Here is a 21,994-nt window from a genome sequence, read left to right as displayed (position 1 = left end):
CGCACGATGAGCTATTGTTGCCTGCTACTGATTATAACAGGAACAATGGTGGCACAATCCACGGGCGGAACAAGAGATTCTGCGGCTACACTGATAGTTTTAGGCACTTTGCAGGATGCAGGATCACCACATATAGGGTGCAGAAAAAAATGCTGTAATCACCTGTGGGACCATCCTGACCCAAGCCGAAAGGTGGTGTCGCTGGGCATCTATGACCCCATATCCAATAGCAGGACTCTGATAGATGCCACACCTGACATATCACATCAGATAAAAATACTTTCAAAGCTCGCACCCGAAACAAAAAATGACATTCCTGAACACATCATCATCACACATGCGCACATAGGTCACTATACCGGATTGATGTACCTCGGCAGAGAAGCCATGAACACAAAAAATGTTCCTGTCTCTGTCATGCCCGGCATGTATCAGTTCATAACAAACAATGGACCCTGGAATCAATTAGTAAAGCTCAAAAACATTGATTTAAAAATCATAGGTCATGAGACTGCCATACCGATATCTTCAGGTCTGACATTGACACCATTTCTGGTACCACACAGGGCCGAGTATTCTGAAACCATCGGACTGCTCATATCAGGAAAAAACAAAAAGGCCTTGTTCATACCCGATATTGACAAATGGCATCTGTGGGGAAAAAATATTGTTGAAGAAATCAAAAAAGTGGACATAGCATTTCTTGATGCTACATTCTATGACAGCACGGAAGTCAATAATAGAAATATCGCGGAGATACCCCATCCATTTGTCGTGGAGAGTTTGGAACTATTTAAGAACCTTCCGGAAAGAGAAAAGTCAAAGATTCATTTTTTGCATTTCAATCATACAAACCCATTGCTGGATCCTGAAAGTGCCCAAACAAAAGATCTGCTTTTAAAAGGTTTTAATATAGCAAAAATGGGTGATACTTTCAAACTGTAAAGAATATAACCGTTTCAAAATCGTATACATGCATTTTGAAAAACCCGAAAGTTCTGATTAGTTTTGTGCGTGTGATATAAAGTTGTAGGACATTATAAAAATGATAGCCAAATTGTATAATGGATATACCAAAATTTAACGAAACGTTCATTCCAATTCTTGAAGTTTTAAAAGATGGTAGGATTCTAAAATCAAGGGAATTAATTGAAGAAGTAAAAGCAAGATTTTACTTAGGGCTAAGCGAAGTACAATTGAAGTTAGAGACAAAATCAGGTGACTTACTTATCGACAACAGAATTGCTTGGGGAAAATCTTACCTTAAAAAAGGTGGCTACATTTCTTTTCCGGAACGTGGTCAAGTCCAAATTACAGATAAAGGTAAAAATCATTCATCGAACTTAACTGTTAGGGATCTTGAAAATGAAAGTTCATTATTTGACTTTTACAAACAAGAAAAAAATTCCAACTCAAACGAAAACGAACAAAACATAAATATTTCATCTCCACAAGACCTGATAGACGAAGGATTTAACAGAATCGAAAGTGAAATCAAAATTGAGTTATTGCAAAAACTGAAAAACATTGACCCTTATTTCTTTGAAAAAGTTGTGCTTCGTTTGCTAAAAAAAATGGGTTATGGAGAGTTTATAGAAACACCAAAATCAAATGACGGTGGAATTGATGGAATAATAAATGAAGACAAACTCGGACTTGACAAAATTTATATTCAAGCTAAAAGATTTAATGAAGGAAAAGTAAGAGAAAAGGATATTAGAAATTTCATTGGAGCAATGAGCGGTGACACAAATAAAGGTGTATTCGTGACTACTTCAGAATTTGATGAAAAAGCCCTTGAAAAAGCACGTTCTGCTCATCACAAAATAATTTGTATTGACGGACAAAAATTAGTGACATTAATGCATGAATTTAATGTTGGAATTCAAGTAAAGACAATACTTATGAAATAAAACAAATAGATGAAGACTTTTTCAACGAACAATAGAAGAGAACAAACCTAAGCTGATAGGGAGCTCCCCTGCCTTGCCGGCAGGCAGGTCTCACACCACAGTACGTACAAACACAAATTCTTCTCTAGCCGCAATTGATATTGTGGTACTCTCATTTTGATGTGACATTTAGTCTGATCAGTAGTTTTTATAAAAAAACTACCAATCATTCACAGTTCGTAACCTGATGGGTTCGGTTAAAGTACATATCCAAAAGTGATTGATGGCCACATATCCTTAGTCGCGCCATCGTAATAGTTGTTATCAGAATTGGGCTTTGTGGCTTATTATCTAGTCAGAACACTAGGTTATAGCTCTCCTGAAACCTCAGCCATATATACCCATAACTTGTCCCGTCTTTAGCGGGATTACAGGATAAATGTAATCTGAAGCAAAAAGTCCTATCTATGACTTGGGTATTTGAAAAAAGAGATTACATTTGTATCAGGGATATACGCCATTTGGTGTCAATCATCTCTTTCTCACCATTAAAATAAATTTGGATATGTGATTACAATGTAATAACTTTGCAAAAAAAAATTTAATATGCTAACCAAAATAATTCAAATAGGTAATTCAAAGGGACTACGGTTAAGTAAAACTATTCTAGAAAAGTATGAAATCGGGGATACTGTAAATATGAGGATGGAAGAAAACTTCATCATAATAGAACCAATTACAAAACCACGAAGCGATTGGGCAAAATCTTTCAAAGAAATGCGAAAAAATGGACATGATGAGTTATTGATTCAAGATATCTTTGAAGAAGAATCAAAATGGGAATGAAAATTAATCAATATGAAATTGTCCTTGTTAATTTAGAGCCAACTCTGGGATGCGAAATAAGTAAAACAAGACCATGTGTGGTAATATCACCCGATGAAATGAATCACTATCTAAACACAATTGTAATTATTCCAATCACGTCAACGCCTAAGAAATATCCCACAAGGATTAGCATATCAAATCATAATGTAAAGGGAATGGCAGCAGTCGATCAAATAAGAACGATTGATAAGCTGAGAATTGTTAAAATCATAGGAAGCCTAGAAATTGAAACAATAGGAAAAATAAAGAAAACAATCGATGAAACATATGTTAAATAAAAATACTGGTGAGAACAATGCACTGGACGGACAGACTTGCTATCGCTGCGTCTGTCGCCAGTGCTTGGCGTTACCACCAATGCTTGTAAGATAGAAACCTCGAATAGTTTTATAGTTAATAAACAGACAATGAATGAAACTCGTCAATTTGTACCACTTTTAAAATCTTCCTTTGATGTATTTTTTGATGCACCCAAAGATGCTTGGGAGGATTTTGTCGACAAATGCGAAGTTGTGTGACATAAGAAAGATGAAATTATTAAATCTCAAAATTCAACCGAACGTTATTTCTATTACATAAAAGAAGGTAATGCAGGTATATTTCTTTGGAAGGAAAATAATTTGGCTAGTATTTTATACTACCTAAAAATCTAAAATGAATTTCCTATTCCAGACCAAAATTACTGCAAAATAAGGCACTACGTTCATTTTTGACTTCGCACCATAGCGATGCTATGATTTGTCGTCAAAAATGCTTATTTTATTGTACTTTTGATCTTCATTACGGAACTCATTTTAGATATTTAGATATTTAGGTAATAAGTAAATGCTAAATCAGCAACATTGACCAATGTGGCTCTTGCTTGTAAATTCAAAAAAATTCACGTCGCTACAGATACTTTTCACTACTTTTGGAGCTTCAATGATAAACATGAGTCTGCGACAAACACCATTTCCAAAGCCTTCGTTTCTCTCATTTTTGAATGTTATATCTGCAATTAGTTTGACTATTGTGTTTGTATTGGTCGTTTTCCAGCCATTTGGCACATCAGATTTTGATCATCCTTACAAATTTTGGATACTGATTGGTTATGGTTGTATTACTTTTTTGTCAGGATTGATGGTCTATTTTTTTGTTAATTTGATTACTAGTGAATTAAGATTGAGTAGATGGTCAGTCGTGGATGAAGTTATTTTTCTATTTTTCATCATTTTGATATGCCAGGTGTCCTGTTACTTTTATTGGGCAGCCATGTTTGCAGGTGCTCTGAATTGGTTGCAGTTTTTAAATTTTTTTAGGATCGCATCCTTGATTTCATTGGTGCCTGTTGCTGTTTATTTATTATTTATTTATCAAAAATATAAGGAAGTTAAATTTGTAACTTCTGACGACAGACCAATACAAAACTTGGAACCCAAAATGGAATACCAACATTTAACCATTTTTGGCGCAGGAAAAAACGAAATCATAAAAGTGGCTCCCGAAAATCTTTTTTTGGTAAAATCAGAAGACAATTATGTCATTCTATTCCTTAATGAAAATGGTAAAATCATAAAAAGAATGATGAGAAATACCATGAGTGAAGTTGAACAACAGATTGGGTCTTCTTTTTTAAGATGTCATCGATCTTTTATCATCAATCCTGCCAAAATTGCAGAAATAGAAGGAAATATCACCAATACCAAAATTAGCCTGACAGATATTGATACCAAAATTCCGGTCTCAAGGTCCATGGTGGAGAAAGTGAAGATGCTGATTTGAGTTTTTACATACTTTCTTTTAATTTTTATTCAACTACTTGTGGGATGTATAAATAATTGAATATCAATATACTTGTGGCAAACTGCAAGGATTGACGTGAATAGCAATGCTTACCATTCACCACAAAACATTGCCAAAAACCCCTTCCATTTTTTTACTTAAATTTTGGCCTGCATCTTTGCGCTGTGTTATGGCGCCATCTTCAAGTCTTTCTTTTTAATGCTTGCCTGACTTTCAGACAAGAAAAGGAATTAGGTTGAGAAGAGTCAAAAGTCTGTCATAACACATCAAATTTTAATTATCTAAAAACAATTAGTATGAACAACGAAGAATTTTTCAGAATCTTGATCATTGCACATGCAGCACTAGGTGGTGTATCACTTTTAGCTGGTTTTGTAGCTGCAATTACGCAAAAAGGCAGCAAATCACACATCATTAGTGGACGAGTATTTTATTACACACTTGGCAGTTCAATTTTATTGTCTTTGATAGTAGCAAACATGCCTGATCATTACAATCCATTTTTGTTTTCAATTGGGGTATTTAGCAGCTATTTTATCATCATCGGCAAACGGGCGATAAAATATAAAAGTACTACACATTCTTTTTCAGCTGACAGACTCATTCACATCATCATGGTGGTGACTTGCATTCTGATGGTCACAGTTCCGCTTATATTTTCTGGTTCCTTCCACATGGTAGCTGGAGTTTTAGGTCTTGTGGGATTGATATTTGCCATTAGAAATTTTTATCAACTACGGAACATTGATTTTGTCAAAAAGAACTGGCTAACAATGCACATAGGCAATATATCAGGCGGATATATAGCATCTGTAACAGCATTTGTTGTGGTTAATAACTTTTTATCGGGTGTGTTTAATTGGTTTGTACCCGGTATTATCGGCGGGATTTTTATAGCTTTTAACTTACGAAAAATAGAGATCATCGGCAAGCTTAAAAAACCTGAAGGAAGCTTTTTTGCTATCATTGTATTCTTATTTGTCTCTTTGCTTCCGATTTCTTCAGGTTTTGGGCAGAATGATGCTGCGTTTATACCTTATGGTAAAGAAATTGGCCTAAGACTCGGGATATCCAAAACAAAAATCAATGACCAACGATTGAGTGCAAAATCATTTAGCAATTGGTCACCAAAATATGGGATGGTGTTCGGATCAAGAAAAGAAAATAGCTGGAGTCATCATCATTTGGATTTTACATATGTTAAAGGGCATAAAAAGATCCCTATTTCACATTAAATTCAATGATTATTTCACACCGATACTCTTATCAAAGAAAGGCAGGTAATCAATTGTGGATAGGCGGCTTCACTAACCACAATACCACGCTTAATTTTCCAAAATCAGTATATAGCAGTATGTTTACCAACAATGCTATAAGTTATACTATTGTCCAATCTATAGGACCGAAACTAAGTTATACGAATACAATAAAAGATGAAGATATTGCGGTTCAAACATCAATAGAAACACCCATACTGGCTTACTTGATTCAACCAATCTATGGCCATCCATATCCGAGTAGATATATGGAAGAAGGGACTTTCGATCCCACAAGAGCCGGTATGGCGATTCCGATGTTAAAAAGTGGTAAATTTGTGAGCTTTTCAAGATACCGAGGTCTAAGAATCGAGTTGGGTTTGTACTATTATGCATCCGATAGGTTTAAAATTGGGGCAAGTTATCAAGGAGAGCTGATGTATGCTAATGCCAATGGCAAATCTGTCCAATTGCAATCCAATGACTTTATCATAAATCCAAGTTATCTCTATTAATCACTAAAATAAAAAGTATAATCTCATGAGAACATTTATAATTGCAACTCTATTTATTCTATCATCTTCATTACTATCATTTGCACAGTCACCAACTAACGAACCTAAAGTGCTTTTTGATGAATTTTGGACTTTTGTTGACAAAAACTATATCTATTTTGGGCCTAAAAAAGTGGATTGGAATGTAGGGTATAAAAAATATAGCTCGCAAATTAAAGAACAAACCACCGATGATGAACTATTTGCTATCATGGATGCAGCGGTGGTCGAACTAAAAGATGCACACAGCCTTCTGGTCAAACCCAAAAAAGTTGGCTCGCAATACGACTTCAAGAATGGCTATGACATACATTTTGACCCTAATCTTATTAAAAAAAGATATGTAAAGGATTCGCTTGGTCAGTCAGGCAATCTCTATTGGGCGATATTGGATGGCAATATTGGATACATTTTTTTGCCAAAATTTAATGATTTCAATGCTTTCGAACAAGTGTTGCGTGCATTCAAAGCTGCAAAAGTCACAAAGCTGATCATCGACGTCAGAAACAATGGAGGCGGAAATTCGAATCCTGTACCCGGATTAATAGGTACTTTAGTTCAGGAGAAAACATTGCTCGGCTCATATGTTGAAAAAATAGGACCTGCTCATAATGATATGGTAAAACCAATACCGATGTATGCTCATCCGAGAGCTGACTTTCACTTTGACATACCTGTAGTTGTACTTATCAATCGGGGTTGTTATAGTGCTACGACATACTTTGCAGCAATGACCAAAGGTCTTCCCAATGTCACATTGATCGGTCAGGTAACAGGTGGTGGGGCAGGTGGGCATCTTGGATATCAATTGTCAAATGGCTGGCAGATCAGGGTTTCGGTCAGCGATTTTCTGGACAAGGGTGGTATATCAACTGAGATTGGTGTTAGTCCGGATGTAGAGATTATCAATTCAATAGATGATATCAAAGCTGGTCGGGATATCATGTTAGAGAAAGCTATGCAGTATTTTTAGTGTCAGATAAAAATAGGCAATGAAAGTCAACTTAAATCATTAAATTATACAAAAAGATAGATAACCTCAAGAAATAAGCATTACACTTACTTTATTGTTGGCAAGTTTTGTAAGATCAAAGTGTAAGTATGATTTCGTCAAATACTCTATTTTTTTTTGAAAAATAAAAGTCCGGATTGCTGATAGATAAGTGGTCCGGGCTTTTTCATTTTTTACAATTCCTCAATCATTAATACTACATCTCAAGTAGCATCACAAACATCTTCCGATATTCCGGTTTGATATACTTAAAATTCAGATTCATCTCTTCTATAACTCTGAAGCCCAGTTTTATGTAAAAATTTATAGCGGGGCTTTTTTCCATAGTCTTGAGCCAAATACATTTTTTTCCTTTTTCTATAGCTAAGTCTTTTACAAAGTGTATTGCCGCTTTACCCACACCTTTTCCTGAAACATCTTTAAGCAAGTATATCCTTTCTATTTCTAAAGCTTCACCTGCAGTATATGGATTCATTGATTGATCCATGTTGATCTTTATTATTCCTACTGATCTTGAACCATGACTGATAAGAAAGAAAGTAGAATTTGGATGAGCGATCTCCTTACTTAGTTGATCAGGATTAAAATTCGCTTTTATGTAAGCATCTCCGTGGTCAGTCCAGAAATGTGTATAATGCTCCAGGTAAGATTGTGTAAACACCTTTAATAATTCATCAATATTGTTTTTAGTACAGGTTTTTATTTGTATCATAAGAAGAAGTCTTCAAAGAACATCAGCCGTTTTTTGGTTATTTATTTTTAGTATCACCATATTGGTATAAAACCATACTTAATGGTATCGCAAAAGTATTCTACATCAATAGAAAACCCAAACATTTTCTATCTTATTATCCTTGATCCCACTATCAAAGAGTATCATTATGCCTGTCCAAATTTTAATTCAAAGCCCAAATTTTATATCTCTGAAATTTTTTTTATAAAAAATGGAAAAAATATTTATTTTCCATAAGTTAGTAAAAAGTTATATAACATACACGTAATCAGTGGAATATGTCTTATATAAATAATTTGTACACATATAGATACGAATACAAACGTATATAAACGTATATTAAACGGATCTGGAATTCGGCTCCCCACATCTTTGCATCGTCAACCGATCGAAAGATCAAAATTTTGTTTAACCCGTCCGGGCTACTAATAAAAAATCATACACGTATCACGGACACAAATTTTTTTAAATCATGAATACAAACATTAAAAACACAGTGCAGTTGGTAGGTAACGCAGGCAAAGACGTAGTACTTACATCTTTTGAAAATGGCAATAAAAAAGCCACGCTCATCCTTGCTACAAATGAGTACTTCACCAACAAAAATGGTGAAAAGGTAAAGCAGACAGATTGGCACAAGTTGGTCGCATGGGGCAAGACTGCAGATGAGCTTGCAGCATCAGTAAAGAAAGGAACGGAAATCTCAGTGCATGGCAAATTAGCCAACAGAACATTTACAGACACTGCGGGCACTACCAGATATGTGACAGAAGTCATTGTAAATGATTTTTTCAAGCTCACAAAAAAAGTGGAAGAAGTAAAAGAAGCTGTTCCGTTTTAACTCATCATTTCAAAAATCTTTATTTATCATCATTAATTTTTTAAAAATATAAAATCGTAATACAATGACAAGTTCACTTAAAAATTCAGTTCAGCTAATAGGTAACATGGGTAAAGATGTAGTACTCACCAATTTTGACAATGGAAATAAAAAAGCTGCCTTAGTACTCGCTACCAATGATTACTATACCAACAACAAAGGCGAAAAAGTAAAACAAACCGAATGGCACAATCTGGTAGCATGGGGCAAAACAGCAGAACTTATGGCTGAATCACTCAGTAAAGGATCGGAAGTGGCTATCCAGGGCAAGCTGACCAACAGATCTTATACAGATAAAGATGGAAATACAAAATACGTTACAGAGATTGTAGTCAATGAGTTTTTCAGAATAGCACGATCAGCATAATAAATGGCAGGAGACCGGAGGTCGTAAAGGCAACTGGTCTCCTGTTTTCTAAATAAAAAAAGAAAAGGGAAAACATTCCTATTCTTATATTTATTCTGTGTACTACCAGAAAATGGCTAATTTGATTAATTTTACGGATAAAAATGTATGGAACAGGCTGAAAATATACAAGTGTTACATCAGAATCTGCTGACAATATGGAGGCAGGACGCCTGGACTTCATTTCAGAAAAATAAGGCTTTATTCGAGTGTTTTACATTAATTCTTGAAGAAGCAACATCAACCGACAGACTTAATTTTACGACCTTATTTTCCAGGTTAGCCTTTGTGGGTGCAAAATATCAGCTGTCAGGTCAAACTTTACATTTGAGCCATGTTTTCAGAAAGGGACATGAACGAAGCATTATCAGGAAATATAATGAAGAGACTTACGTTATTCTTGGAATTTATATTTGTACCAAATTATTGCAGGAAATCTGGCAAGTCCCCGTTCATGAAAGTTTCAAAGATACAGAGCAACAGGTTGTACAAACTTTCAAAAAAGACAAGAAAAAAATCGTAGGATTCCGACATGTTGTAGAAGCTGTGTTGTTTGAAGTTGATACTGATAAAAAGCATCTTTTGTTTTATGATGATGCCGATCCGGACACTCAAAAGGAGGCTCTTTATGACGTACATGATAAAAATGAACTTTTCAATACCAATGTAGATTCACTTTGCAAGACATTTGTACTCCCGATACATATCAACCTGATCGATGTTGAAATAAGGGACGATGGTATATATATTCCTTCAGCATTGATAGTACAGCCGGATCATCTGGTAGATGTGACAGCTATAACAGAGTGTTTCAAAGATTTTGGTACGGAGCCATTTTTATATCTGATTTCAAAATTCAAACCATCTGAAGCAACTTCTGCCCTGCTGACAGGAAATATGGTCAATCAACTGCTTGATGAACTAATCACTTCTCCTGATATAGAATTCGGTACCATATTACCAGCGTTGTTCAGGTCGCAACCACTGGGTTGGGCCATGATGGATGATACTGAGGTGATGGATGTTGTAAAAAAATTGAAGGAACATTTTAAAAATCTTCGATATGCTGTAAAAAGTGAATTCAATAGATTTGGAATCCATAGGAGTCAAATTTTTCTTGAACCATCATTTTACTCCCGTGATTATGGTATCCAGGGGAGACTTGACTTGTTGCACCAGAAAGAAGGCAAACCTGTTTATGATATTGTTGAGCTAAAAAGTGGTAAAACATTCAGACCTAATGTTTATGGCATCAATGCAAGTCATTATATACAGACCCTGCTCTATGATTTGCTGATCAGGTCTGTATTTCAAACCCGTGCTAAATCCTTTAATTATATTTTGTACTCAAAGGAATCAGATAAGCCTATGCGTTTTGCGCCGCCTGTGAGAGCTCAGCAATATGAAGCCATGAAACTCAGAAACGACCTGATGGCTATAGAACAAAAGTTAAAACATGCTGATATTGACCACACCATTCTTAATTATATAAGACCAGAAAATTTTCCTAAGCTTAAGGGATTTAATCTAAAAGATATTCAAAATTTTCATAATATTTATAGTACTCTGAATGAAGTTGAAAAAGCATATTTTGATCACTATACGGCATTTATAGCCCGCGAACAGTCTTTGGCAAAGACAGGAGTACATGGCTTGAACAAATCCAATGGACATGCAGCGATGTGGCTCGAATCAGATGATGAAAAAAGAGAGCGATTTGAACTATTGTCTGGTTTGGTCATTAATTCCAATCAATCAAACCAAATTGATCCATACATTACATTCTCCAGGGATCAAAATGATTTTACGCTCGTAAATTTCAGGAGTGGGGATATCGCAGTGTTATATCCAATGCTGGAGGACCAAACCAGACCGGTTTTAAAAAATCAGATTTTTAAATGTACCATCACAGAAATCAATTCCAATCATGTTGAAATAAAACTTAGAAACAGGCAATATAATCAATCACTTTTCGAAGGAAACGAAAGATGGTGCCTTGAATTGGACAATCTGGATAGTGGATTTAATCAGATGTACAAAAATCTTTTTTTGTGGGCTGCAGCACCATTTGAGTATAGAAAGATGTTTTCCGGCATGATGATACCTGCGAAGACGGATGAATCTGAAGTAAATCCTGATGTTGACGACTACATGACTGACCATCAGGTGGCTTTACTAAAAAGAATGATCTGTGCTAAAGACTATTTTTTGCTTTGGGGACCACCTGGCACAGGCAAAACATCAGTAATGCTAAAAAATCTGGTGAAGTATTTGCACCATAATACAAAGGAAAATATCTTGCTGCTGGCATATACAAATCGTGCAGTAGATGAGATTTGTGAAGCCATCATCAGCATTGACGATACATATAGAAATCAATATCTGCGCATAGGAAGCAGGATGGCCACTAATGAAAAATTTGCCACTCAGTTGTTGGATCAAAAAGTAAAAAGCCTTAAAACCAGACATGAAATTTTGGCTTTATTAAAAGAAAATCGAATTTTTGTTTCCACTGTTTCCAGCATTTCAGGCAAAACAGAACTTTTTCAGCTTAAAGAATTTGACACTGTAATCATAGATGAAGCTTCCCAGATTCTGGAACCTATGCTTGCGGGCTTATTGTCAAAATTCAAACGCTTGATACTGATAGGAGATCATAAGCAATTGCCTGCGGTAGTTGGGCAAGATGCTGTAGATAGTAAAATAAAAAATGAAAAGTTAACTGCCCAAGGATTTGTCAATACCAGAACTTCTCTTTTTGAACGACTATTTCATCAGGTCAAAGAACATAATTGGGATCACGCTTATGGGATTTTGCATCAGCAGGGTAGGATGCATGATATGCTTATGACGTTCCCCAACCTTCATTTTTATGAAAACCAACTGGCATTGTTGCCTCACACAAATCGCCAGATGGCAGCTGCCTTTTTCAAAAAGCAAGCGAAGAGACAAAATATTTATTAAGCAGAAAAAATTATTTTGATACTCCCGAAGATCAGGACATCAATTGGAAGACCAATATCCATGAAGCCCAAAAGTGTGTGGATATTTTGAAAGATATAATATCCTTATACGAATTGAACAATATGGAAATAAACACTACTTCCATAGGAATTATCACTCCTTACAGGGCACAGATTGCCTTAATTCGGAAATGTATGGAGGAGCTTCCTGAAAGATATTCTGCAATCATCACGGTGGATACTGTCGAGAGGTATCAGGGAGGAGCGAGAGACATCATCATTATTTCGTTTTGTGTCAACCGGATCAGTCAGCTTGACTCTTTGGTGTCATTGTCGCAGGAAGGTATAGATAGAAAACTAAATGTAACATTAACGAGAGCAAAAGAGCAAATCATACTCATAGGCAATAAAAATTTATTAGAGAGGAGCCAGGGACATAGAACTTTGATAGAGCATTACTCTTAAAAAAAAATATTATTTGAAAAAAGAAAATATACAAAATCATGAAAGCTACAAAAATTAGAAAAACAATAATTATAATTAATTGAATAACAACGATATATAAGTTATAAAAATATATATGTTATAATGTATTATTTTTGTATTTTGAGTCCCGGATTTCATGCTGCATCTTTGTATCGTGAAAGTTATTAAAGATTCAATCAAGTAATAAAAATAACATTCACTTCCGGTTAAAGAATCGGTCAGAAATTCGAATTTGTTCATGGGATTAAAAACAAAGATGGTATTTGGGTTGGTTTTGTCAGGGTCTTCAGGACCAACCCAATATCATAACTCAAAATGGTAAATGTTTTGGTTACAATAAATTAGTTTTTAAAAGAGATTGAGTTGCAGAGATTGAGACCTCTGTAAAAAGAATTATGTTCATGGGTTATAATCTGAAATGGTCGCTGGGGGGCGACCATTTTATTTTTTAGAAGTTTCCTTATTTTTATATACATCCCAAATATCTCCCAAAAACCTTTTCAGACACCGAGTAAACTTTAGGATTTATTCGGTGTTTTTTTTTATACTTAAAGTAAATTTGATTTCAAAAATTTAGAATTTTAATTGACACATTTCCAATGAATTAAAATTAAAATTTTTCGCAACTATTTAGGTCATTGCCCTGTAGGGGCAAAATATTAGTAACGACGGGTAAAGCCCGTCGTTAAAAGAATAGAACTCTTAGTTTTGGCGCTATTTTTGCCTGAAAGTTGCAAAAATCGTGACAAAAACTATTCATTTGACTAAGCACCTAAACAGTTACAATTTTTCGCAATCTAATTTCTTTTGACTATATATTCGTTCAATTTCTCACATATGATACTACAAGATCACTAAATGTTAAATCAAGTCAATCATGAAGCTAACTCTGTCATTCTCCCCTTGTCCCAATGATACATTTATATTCGAACCTATTGTCAATAGAAGGATTGATACAGGCGACCTGGAGTTTGAAACAACTTTAAATGATGTGGAACAATTGAATAAAGCTGCATTTAGTGGCTTGCCTGATGTTACAAAGCTCAGTTTTAATGCTTTCACTCGTCTGTATGATCAATATCAAATGTTGAATAGTGGTAGTGCACTCGGCCGAAATTGTGGACCATTGCTCATTACGCTCCCTGAAAAAATGGATTCAGAGGTTAGAAAATTAAGAATTGCCATTCCGGGTTACTATACCACAGCATTTCTTCTTCTGAAATATGCATTTCCTAAAGCTGAATTTTTTATGGAGACAATTTTTTCAGATATCGAAAATGCTGTTTTAGAAGGAAGGGCTGATGCAGGAGTGATCATCCATGAAAACAGGTTTACATTTGAGAGTAAAGGATTAGTAAAAATATTGGACTTGGGTGAACACTGGGAGAGTAAAACAGGGTCTCCGATTCCGCTTGGTGGCATCGCTGTCAAAAGATCTTTACCTGATCACATCAAGTCCAAAATAGATTCCATTATGGCTCAAAGTGTTCGATATGCTTTCAGTCATCCACAATCAGGTTTGGAGTATATACGCGAACATGCACAGGAAATGGACGATAAGGTGATGTACGCACACATCAATCTTTATGTAAATGAGTTTACTAAAAGCTTTGGAACTGAGGGTAAAAATGCTGTGATCACTTTATTCAGGACTGTTTACCCGGACTTTTCTGACATGGAGAGCCAGGATTTATTTGTGACTCCATAGCAACAGTGCTCTATTACACAGGAATTTTGACTTTATCGATTTCATTAAAAAATGATCTCAATTCTTTTGCTTCTTCCGGCTTAATTTTTCCTGCAAGTATCAGCCGTAATTCTCTTCTTCTGCTTGCTACCTCAAATTGTTTTTTTTCATCATTGGTGAGCGGTATTACCGGTGGCACCTCCATAGGCTTACCAGTAGATGTGTCTATAGCTACAAAAGTAAAATAGGCATGATTGGATTGCCTTGGGTTTGCTCCGGTTATTTCTGCTGCCGAAACTTCCACATAGATCTCCACTGATGTGTTAAAAGCCCTAGTGACTGTGGCGGTAAGTGTTATGACATCTCCCAATTTTATCGGCTCATGAAAAGATATATGGTCAACGGATGCTGTTGCTACTTGTGAACCACAATGCCTTGCAGCACATACTGCACACGCTATGTCCATCCATCTCATAAGATACCCGCCCATCAGATTTCCCATCGGATTGGTGTCATTGGGCATGATCATTTCGGTCATTACGGTTTTGGATTGGCTTACCAGTTTGCCTTCAAGAGAATTGGATTGCATGTACTTAATAATTTACTCTGACTGAAAAACAGAAATTCGGACTTAAAGTTCTTTTAAGTTATATTAAAGTATTTTCCTCAGATTAAGTAAAAAAAATAATTTTTAAATATTTTATTAATTCTTTTGCCTTTTAAATTCAAAGAATAAATATATTTACGCACATTATTTTTATTGCCACAATAAAGCCAGTATTAAATGACGCACAACACAAATTTTAAGGATAAAAAATTATTCATAATCTTATTTGGGTTATTTATGGCATTTGCAATCTGCACTTTTATGATCAGCTGTGCTGATGATAGGGTTTCAGGTAGTGATATTTCATTTAATACCCATATCCGCCCCATTCTCTCTGACAAATGCTTCAAATGTCATGGCCCTGATGCCAATAAGCGCAAATCAGGTTATAGATTGGATACTGAGGAAGGAGCTTATGCTGCGCTGAAGGATCATAAAGACAAGTTTGGAATTGTGGCGGGTCACCCCGAGAAATCAGATGTGTATCTGCGCATCACTTCACAAGATCCTGACTATATGATGCCGCCGCCCGAGTCAAATCTTTCACTTACTAAGGAAGAAATCACATTGATAGAAAAATGGATCAAAAAAGGCGCTGTTTATCAAAAACATTGGGCATTTATTCCATTAAAAGAAATACCTGTACCGAATACTAAAGATGGATGGGTAAGCAACGAAATAGACCACTTCATCCTTCAAAAATTGGATGATATTGGAATGGAGCCATCCGATGTACAATATGATGCGACCCTGCTAAAACGTATGATGCATGATATCACAGGTTTGCCACCAACTCTGTCTCAACAGGATGAATTTGCAAAAAAGCCTGACTCAGAATCTTACGAAAAGTTACTTGATAAGGCATTGGCAAGTCCACAATATGGTGAGAAGATGGCCATATTTTGGATGGATGTGGCCAGATATGCAGATAGTCATGGCTATCAGGATGATGGTCTGCGAACGATGTGGCCATGGAGAGATTGGGTGATACATGCTTTCAATAGTAATTATGATTAAAAAAAATTTGTTAGCTGGCAGCTGGCAGGAGATCTTTTGCCTGATAAAAATAAAGAAACCATCCTTGCTACAGGATTCAATAGAAATCATAAGATCACACAAGAAGGAGGTGTCATTGACGAAGAGTACCGTATAGAGTATGTCACTGACCGCACCAATACTTTTGGTAAAGGATTATTGGCCATGACTTTTGAGTGTGCCAAGTGTCACGATCACAAATATGATCCCATTTCACAAAAGGATTATTTTTCCACTTTTGCTTTTTTCAATCAGATAGACGAAAAAGGTTTGGTTGGTGATATTTCATTGGCATCACTCGCCGATCCACCATACATGACGATAACCAAAGAAGATCGTGAAGGTATCCTGAATTTTATCAGCAAGCTGGATACCGGCATGGTCAATGTCATGATCATGAAAGATAGTATGAGTATCAGGCAGACAAAACTATTGGACAGAGGTATGTATGACAGGCCATCGGAAGTTGTTTCTCATGGCACTCCTCAGGCGATCTTGAAGTATGATCCCAAAAAATTTGAACCCAGTAGATTGGGACTTGCCAAATGGATGTTTGACCCACAAAATCCTCTGACATCACGGGTATTTGTCAACTTTATCTGGCAGGAATTCTTTGGAAAAGGCATCGTAAAGACGTCAGGGGATTTTGGTTTGCAGGGAGATTTGCCATCGCATCCTGAGCTCTTGGATTGGCTGGCTTATGATTTTATGTCTCATGGATGGGATATCAAGAGATTGATCAAACAGATAGCTATGTCTTCTACTTATAAACAATCTTCTAATGTCGCTAAGGAGCATATCAATAAAGATCCTGAAAATGTATTTTTGGCACGTGGGCCAAGGTTAAAATTGTCAGCAGAATTGCTCAAAGATCATATTCTGGCTTCCAGTGACCTTTTAAATCCTGTGATTGGTGGCCCGAGTGTAAAACCATATCAGCCCAAAGGACTATGGGAAAGTGCTACATCAGGTAGAGGCCAATTGGCTGCATATGTGGAAGATCAGGGTGACAAAAGATATCGACGAGGCCTTTACCATTTTATAAAACGTACAGTACCACCACCGTCGATGCTCATATTTGATGCTTCCAATCGAGATCAATGCGAAGTCAAACGAACATCTACCAATACACCACTGCAATCATTGGTATTGATGAATGATTATCAGGTATTGGAAGCGGCCAGGCATTTGGCCATAAATACACAAAAGATCAAAGAAGCACCTGATGCCAAGTTTGAGCAATTATTCAGAAAAATCGTCTGCAGGACACCAAAACCCAACGAAATCAAAAAAATTAAAGAATTTCACCAGACCACATTGACTTCTATGGACGATAAAAAAGCCAACGAAATCTTGCTGTTTGGCAATTATCCCATAGAAAAAGACGTGGACATCAAAGCCACAGCAGCTATAATGCAAACTGTACAGTTATTATTCAACCTCGAAGAAACATCCACCAGATGAGTAATCCATTTTTTGAACACAGACTGAATATCAACCGAAGACACTTTCTGAGTAAGATGAGTGTTGGATTGGGTAGTGTAGCTTTAGGTTCTTTGATGATCAAAGACCTATTTAATGACCCTGCAAATGCTGCTGATAGTATCATCAATGGCTTGCCGCACTTTGCACCCAGGGCTAAAAGAGTGATCTACCTTTTTCAGAATGGTGCACCTTCACAATTGGAGTCATTCGATTATAAACCTACACTCAATAAAATGTTTGGTCAGGATCTGCCGGATTCCATCAGAAACGGTCAGCGCCTCACAGGCATGACTGCCAATCAGGATAAGTTCCCATTGGTAGGTTCTTATTTCCCATTCAAACAATATGGCAATGCGGGCACATGGATCAGTGATCTTTTCCCCAATATAGCCAAAATTGCAGATGATATTTGTGTCATCAAGTCTATGCATACCGAAGCTATCAATCATGATCCAGCATTGACTTTCATGCAGACCGGAGCACAGCAGGGCAATCGTCCGAGTATGGGCGCATGGCTGAGTTATGGCTTGGGGTCAGAAAATCAGAATCTTCCGGCCTTTTGTGTCTTGTTGTCCAAAGGCAAAGGAAATGGACAAGGTGTATATTCCAAATTGTGGACAAATGGTTTTCTGGATAGCAAACATCAAGGAGTCCAGTTCAGCAATAGTGAAGAAAGGGTTTTGTATCTAAATGACCAGGATGGTGTATCCCGTGACGACAGAAGGAAGATGCTTGATAATCTCAATGAGCTCAATGCTATGAATTTTGAAGATACAGGCGATCCGGAAATCAAAACCAAAATCGAACAATATGAGTTGGCTTATCGGATGCAGACCGCCGTACCCGAAATCACGGACATCACCAAGGAACCCGATTCGGTGGTTAAGCTATATGGACCCGATTGCCTGGTGCCTGGTTCATATGCGAGTAATTGTCTGCTGGCCAGAAAACTCTCAGAATCAGGCGTAAGATTTGTTCAGATCTATCATCAGGGATGGGACCAACACTCCAATTTAGTAGGTGAGATGCCCGGACAGGCTATGGATGTAGATCGTGCATCGGCTGCTTTGGTTCAGGATTTGAAACAAAGAGGATTACTCGACGAAACCCTGGTCATCTGGGGCGGAGAATTTGGGCGAACCAATTACTGTCAGGGACCACTTTCATCAGATACCTATGGCAGGGATCATCATCCTCGGGCTTACAGTATATGGATGGCTGGTGGAGGCGTAAAACCGGGAATGGTATATGGCGAAACAGACGAATTCGGCTACAATATCATTGAGAATCCGATGCACATCAATGATTTTCATGCTACTGTATTGAATCTTTTGGGACTCGATCATGAAAAACTGATATATAAACATCTTGGGCGGAGATACAAACTAACGGATGTGGCAGGTCATGTTGTAAAAGATATTTTAGTGTGATGCAGCAGATTAAAAACATTCTCACTACCGCTAATTTTGCTCTGGCGATTCTTGCCACAATTATTTGGGGCTTTGATACATTTGTCGGAGTGCCGGAAATATTGAAGGTCGCAGGAAGGATGCATCCGTTGATGTTGCATTTGCCTATAGGCATGTTTGTGATATATTTACTTTTATATTTGTTTAAGAATAGTTTTTCTGCGCCGGATTTTGATCGGGTATTGGATTTTATACTATTAGTCACTGGTTTTTTTGCTTTTATTACTGCTATTTCAGGATCATTACTTTCACATGAGCCGGAAGCATATGATATTTCTGAGCTGGCTTTTCATCGCAATACAGGGTTTGGATTTGCAATGGGTGTTTATCTCTTGTACACTATTGGGAGCAAGTTCTCTGCATTAGGCAAAGTTTTACTTGCTATCAATACCATCCTACTTATTATAGCCGGACACAAAGGTGCCGAAATCACTCATGGCAAATCGTTTTTATTTCCCAAAAGCGACAGTAATGAGATGGCCATCGACAGTACCACAACTGTATTTAATGTATTGGTAGAGCCTATTTTGGAAAAGAAATGCTATACGTGCCATAATGAAGAAAAAACCAAAGGTGAACTCATTATGACTGACTCAGTATCCATGATGAAAGGTGGAGAATCAGGTCGTATACTGATACCGGGCAACGCTGACAGCAGTTTTATGGTTCAGAGTTTTTTGTTGCCCATAGAAGATGAAAAACATATGCCACCTGATGGCAAACCACAACTTACAACTCAGGAAAAAGAGATATTGATAGCATGGATCAATGCCGGAGCGTCTTACTCAAAAACCGCAAGTGCTTATGCCGCAGACGAACCTCTCAGAAAATTGTACGAAGCAAAAGTAAAAGCTAAAAAAGATAAGCTTTACACTTTTTCTGATTTGGACAGCAAAACAGTGGCTTCTTTAAATACGCACTACATGTCAGTGAGGCCATTGAATGCAGGAAGTCCTGCGGTAAAGGCATCATTATTTTTGGCATCAGCATACTCGCCAGAGCATCTGAAAACACTGCTTAAGGCAAAACAACAACTCATCCATCTTCACCTGGCTGACATGCCTGTGACTGATGCCGACCTTGAAAATGTTTCGCAATTTTCAGCTTTGGAAAAATTGATTCTCAATGGTACAAAAATCACTGATCAGGGCGTGCTTAAGCTGGCTTCTTTGGGTCATTTGGAAGGTCTTTCATTGGCCAATACGGGTGTCACCAAAGCAATAGAGCCTCTATTCGGAAAAATGAAGACATTGAAACAAATCTTTATTTCTGACACCAAAATTGCCGATCACACTGTAAGTGAATGGCAAAAAAAATATCCCACTATCACTTTCAATAAATTAACAAGTGAAGATTTGAAAATCAAACTCTCACCTCCTTTGATGATCAATGAAAGTTACTTAGTGAAATCAAGCGAAGAAATTCAATTAAAACACTATATCAAAGGAACTCAGATCAAATATACACTTGATGGCACAGAACCCGATTCATTGAATGGAACGGTATATACTAAACCATTTACCATCCGGTCATCTACAGATGTCAAAGCTGTGGCAGTCAAGGATGGTTGGTTTGCAAGTGATGTGGTGACGTTTTCACTCTTTGAAAGTGGTGCTACACCGGATCATTGTATCTTACTCAACCAAGCAAATGCTCAGTACAAAGGCGAAGGTCCTCTTACATTTATCAACGGAAAGAGAGCACCTATCAGCAATCTCCCTGATCCCAACTGGATAGCATTCAGAGAAAATCCTTTTTCAGCTATTTTTGAATATGAAAATCCAATAGCATTAACTAAAATATCTTTTTGTTATGGACTCCAGGTGCCACAGTATGTATTTCCACCTGTTGCTGTAAGTGTTTTCGGAAGTAATGATAAGAAGGACTTTCAAGTTTTATCCAATCAAAAAATAGCTCCGCTCAATAAAAACAGGAAAGATCAGGTCAAGTCTGAGGTTATTCATATTCCACTGAAAGGTCAGTCATACAAATACTACAAGATAGAAGCTCAAAATCTCCCACGCATACCCGATTGGCATCCAGGCAAAGGAGAAAGAGGTTGGTTGTTTATAGATGAGATCTTTTTTTATGAATAGGTGAGCTATTTTGATATCAATTTATTAATTTGGGATATAAGATTAAATTGCTTTTCGGCAAAAAAGTGCAATTATTTTTTTGGAGTTTTAAAATTATTCATAAATTTCTTTTCTATGGCCAGCCAATAGTTAGCACTAATATAATTAATTCATTTTCCTTAATTGTGTATATTGATCTGTAATCACCTATTTTAATCCTATACCCCTCATGCTTTTTCAATTTTTTATACCTAAATGGCTTAGGGTTTGTAGAGAGATTTTTTAGAGCATCATAGATTCACAAGACAACTTGATTAGGTAAGCTATCTAAAGATTTTTCCGCTTTTTTCGATAGCCTGATTTGATAATTACTCATTCATCAAACCTCTTTTTATCATATATTCGTCCAAGCTTATACTATCTTCATTGGGTTCTTGCATAGATTCTTCAAATAATTTAGTATCCTCAGCGTCTTCAATTTCTTCCAAAAGGGCTTCATAATCTGATAAAGAAAGTAAAACAGAAGTTCTATTACCTAAATCATCGACCAAAAATTGCGGGTTTATACTTTTCATTGGTTTACCATTTGATTTCACTATTTAATTATTGAATGCTTGTAAAAGTTCTAATAAATACGAATCCATTATGTAATAAGTTATTGATATTTTTGATCAAATACATAAGACACTTCACATATTAATCCAACTGGAGTGAAAATGCCCGATTATGATAAAATATTTTTAACAATAAACAATTTGACTTACATTTGTATAAAATTAAAATA

Annotated in this window: 18 protein-coding genes and 2 pseudogenes; 16 read left to right on the top strand and 4 right to left on the bottom strand. The window is 36.5% G+C overall.

What is annotated here, in order from left to right; genetic code table 11:
- Positions 1-6 precede the first annotated feature (6 nt).
- The 8 genes and pseudogenes from IPK35_18810 (at position 7) to IPK35_18775 (ending at position 7,345) form a co-directional block, all read left to right on the top strand.
- Entirely contained in the window at positions 7-945 is a 939-nt protein-coding gene (locus IPK35_18810; GenBank protein ID MBK8055260.1) for a pyrroloquinoline quinone biosynthesis protein PqqB, read from the top strand.
- A gap of 119 nt (positions 946-1,064) precedes the next feature.
- Positions 1,065-1,948, top strand: a pseudogene (locus IPK35_18805) (restriction endonuclease).
- Between the two features lie 550 nt (positions 1,949-2,498).
- Positions 2,499-2,738: an AbrB/MazE/SpoVT family DNA-binding domain-containing protein gene (locus IPK35_18800; GenBank protein MBK8055259.1), complete on the top strand. Its 240-nt coding sequence runs from the start codon at positions 2,499-2,501 to the stop codon at positions 2,736-2,738.
- Positions 2,735-3,058, top strand: coding sequence for a type II toxin-antitoxin system PemK/MazF family toxin (locus IPK35_18795; GenBank protein MBK8055258.1), 324 nt, complete (start codon positions 2,735-2,737; stop codon positions 3,056-3,058). Before IPK35_18800 ends, IPK35_18795 begins: the two co-directional genes overlap by 4 nt.
- 652 nt (positions 3,059-3,710) lie before the next feature.
- Complete coding sequence (locus tag IPK35_18790; protein MBK8055257.1) at positions 3,711-4,541, top strand: LytTR family transcriptional regulator DNA-binding domain-containing protein; 831 nt, start codon at positions 3,711-3,713, stop codon at positions 4,539-4,541.
- 317 nt (positions 4,542-4,858) lie between these two features.
- On the top strand, positions 4,859-5,797 hold the full coding sequence (locus tag IPK35_18785; GenBank protein MBK8055256.1) for a hypothetical protein: 939 nt from the start codon (positions 4,859-4,861) through the stop codon (positions 5,795-5,797).
- 5 nt (positions 5,798-5,802) lie between these two features.
- The gene (locus tag IPK35_18780; protein MBK8055255.1) at positions 5,803-6,333 is read left to right on the top strand and encodes a hypothetical protein; all 531 of its coding nucleotides are present in this window, start codon (positions 5,803-5,805) and stop codon (positions 6,331-6,333) included.
- 25 nt (positions 6,334-6,358) lie between these two features.
- The gene (locus tag IPK35_18775) at positions 6,359-7,345 is read left to right on the top strand and encodes a hypothetical protein (GenBank protein ID MBK8055254.1); all 987 of its coding nucleotides are present in this window, start codon (positions 6,359-6,361) and stop codon (positions 7,343-7,345) included.
- A gap of 235 nt (positions 7,346-7,580) precedes the next feature.
- On the opposite strand, the gene IPK35_18770 is transcribed toward IPK35_18775, so the two are convergent.
- Positions 7,581-8,096, bottom strand: coding sequence for a GNAT family N-acetyltransferase (locus tag IPK35_18770; GenBank protein ID MBK8055253.1), 516 nt, complete (start codon positions 8,094-8,096; stop codon positions 7,581-7,583).
- Positions 8,097-8,589: 493 nt separating this feature from the next.
- Between IPK35_18770 and ssb (IPK35_18765) the strand changes: the two genes are divergently transcribed.
- The 5 genes from ssb (IPK35_18765) to IPK35_18745 all read left to right on the top strand — a co-directional run bounded on the left by ssb (IPK35_18765) (position 8,590) and on the right by IPK35_18745 (position 14,560).
- A complete protein-coding gene (gene ssb / locus IPK35_18765) occupies positions 8,590-8,958 on the top strand; it encodes a single-stranded DNA-binding protein (GenBank protein ID MBK8055252.1) in 369 nt (122 codons plus the stop codon).
- A 64-nt stretch (positions 8,959-9,022) separates the two neighbouring features.
- Positions 9,023-9,364, top strand: coding sequence for a single-stranded DNA-binding protein (gene ssb / locus IPK35_18760; protein MBK8055251.1), 342 nt, complete (start codon positions 9,023-9,025; stop codon positions 9,362-9,364).
- A 147-nt stretch (positions 9,365-9,511) separates the two neighbouring features.
- Positions 9,512-12,367 (top strand): AAA family ATPase, encoded by a 2,856-nt coding sequence (locus IPK35_18755; protein ID MBK8055250.1) that lies wholly within the window; start codon positions 9,512-9,514, stop codon positions 12,365-12,367.
- Positions 12,292-12,831, top strand: coding sequence for a hypothetical protein (locus IPK35_18750; GenBank protein MBK8055249.1), 540 nt, complete (start codon positions 12,292-12,294; stop codon positions 12,829-12,831). Before IPK35_18755 ends, IPK35_18750 begins: the two co-directional genes overlap by 76 nt.
- Before the next feature lie 898 nt (positions 12,832-13,729).
- Complete coding sequence (locus tag IPK35_18745) at positions 13,730-14,560, top strand: 1,4-dihydroxy-6-naphthoate synthase (GenBank protein MBK8055248.1); 831 nt, start codon at positions 13,730-13,732, stop codon at positions 14,558-14,560.
- A 13-nt stretch (positions 14,561-14,573) separates the two neighbouring features.
- On the opposite strand, the gene IPK35_18740 is transcribed toward IPK35_18745, so the two are convergent.
- The gene (locus IPK35_18740) at positions 14,574-15,128 is read right to left on the bottom strand and encodes an acyl-CoA thioesterase (protein MBK8055247.1); all 555 of its coding nucleotides are present in this window, start codon (positions 15,126-15,128) and stop codon (positions 14,574-14,576) included.
- Positions 15,129-15,323: 195 nt separating this feature from the next.
- Here IPK35_18740 and IPK35_18735 point away from each other — a divergent pair.
- From IPK35_18735 to IPK35_18725, 3 genes and pseudogenes are all read left to right on the top strand, one after another.
- Positions 15,324-17,645 (top strand): annotated as a pseudogene (locus tag IPK35_18735) (PSD1 domain-containing protein).
- Entirely contained in the window at positions 17,642-19,096 is a 1,455-nt protein-coding gene (locus IPK35_18730; GenBank protein ID MBK8055246.1) for a DUF1501 domain-containing protein, read from the top strand. Before IPK35_18735 ends, IPK35_18730 begins: the two are co-directional and overlap by 4 nt.
- A complete protein-coding gene (locus tag IPK35_18725; protein ID MBK8055245.1) occupies positions 19,093-21,231 on the top strand; it encodes a chitobiase/beta-hexosaminidase C-terminal domain-containing protein in 2,139 nt (712 codons plus the stop codon). The genes IPK35_18730 and IPK35_18725 overlap by 4 nt, the downstream gene beginning before the upstream one ends.
- A gap of 112 nt (positions 21,232-21,343) precedes the next feature.
- Here the strand turns inward: IPK35_18725 and IPK35_18720 are convergent, their stop codons facing one another.
- Both IPK35_18720 and IPK35_18715 read right to left on the bottom strand, forming a co-directional pair.
- The gene (locus IPK35_18720) at positions 21,344-21,508 is read right to left on the bottom strand and encodes a type II toxin-antitoxin system RelE/ParE family toxin (GenBank protein ID MBK8055244.1); all 165 of its coding nucleotides are present in this window, start codon (positions 21,506-21,508) and stop codon (positions 21,344-21,346) included.
- 70 nt (positions 21,509-21,578) lie between these two features.
- A complete protein-coding gene (locus tag IPK35_18715; protein ID MBK8055243.1) occupies positions 21,579-21,785 on the bottom strand; it encodes a hypothetical protein in 207 nt (68 codons plus the stop codon).
- Between the last annotated feature and the right edge of the window lie 209 nt (positions 21,786-21,994).

This window comes from Saprospiraceae bacterium (assembly GCA_016713025.1).
Lineage (GTDB): Bacteria > Bacteroidota > Bacteroidia > Chitinophagales > Saprospiraceae > OLB9.
This window is presented reverse-complemented; position numbering and strand designations above follow the sequence as displayed.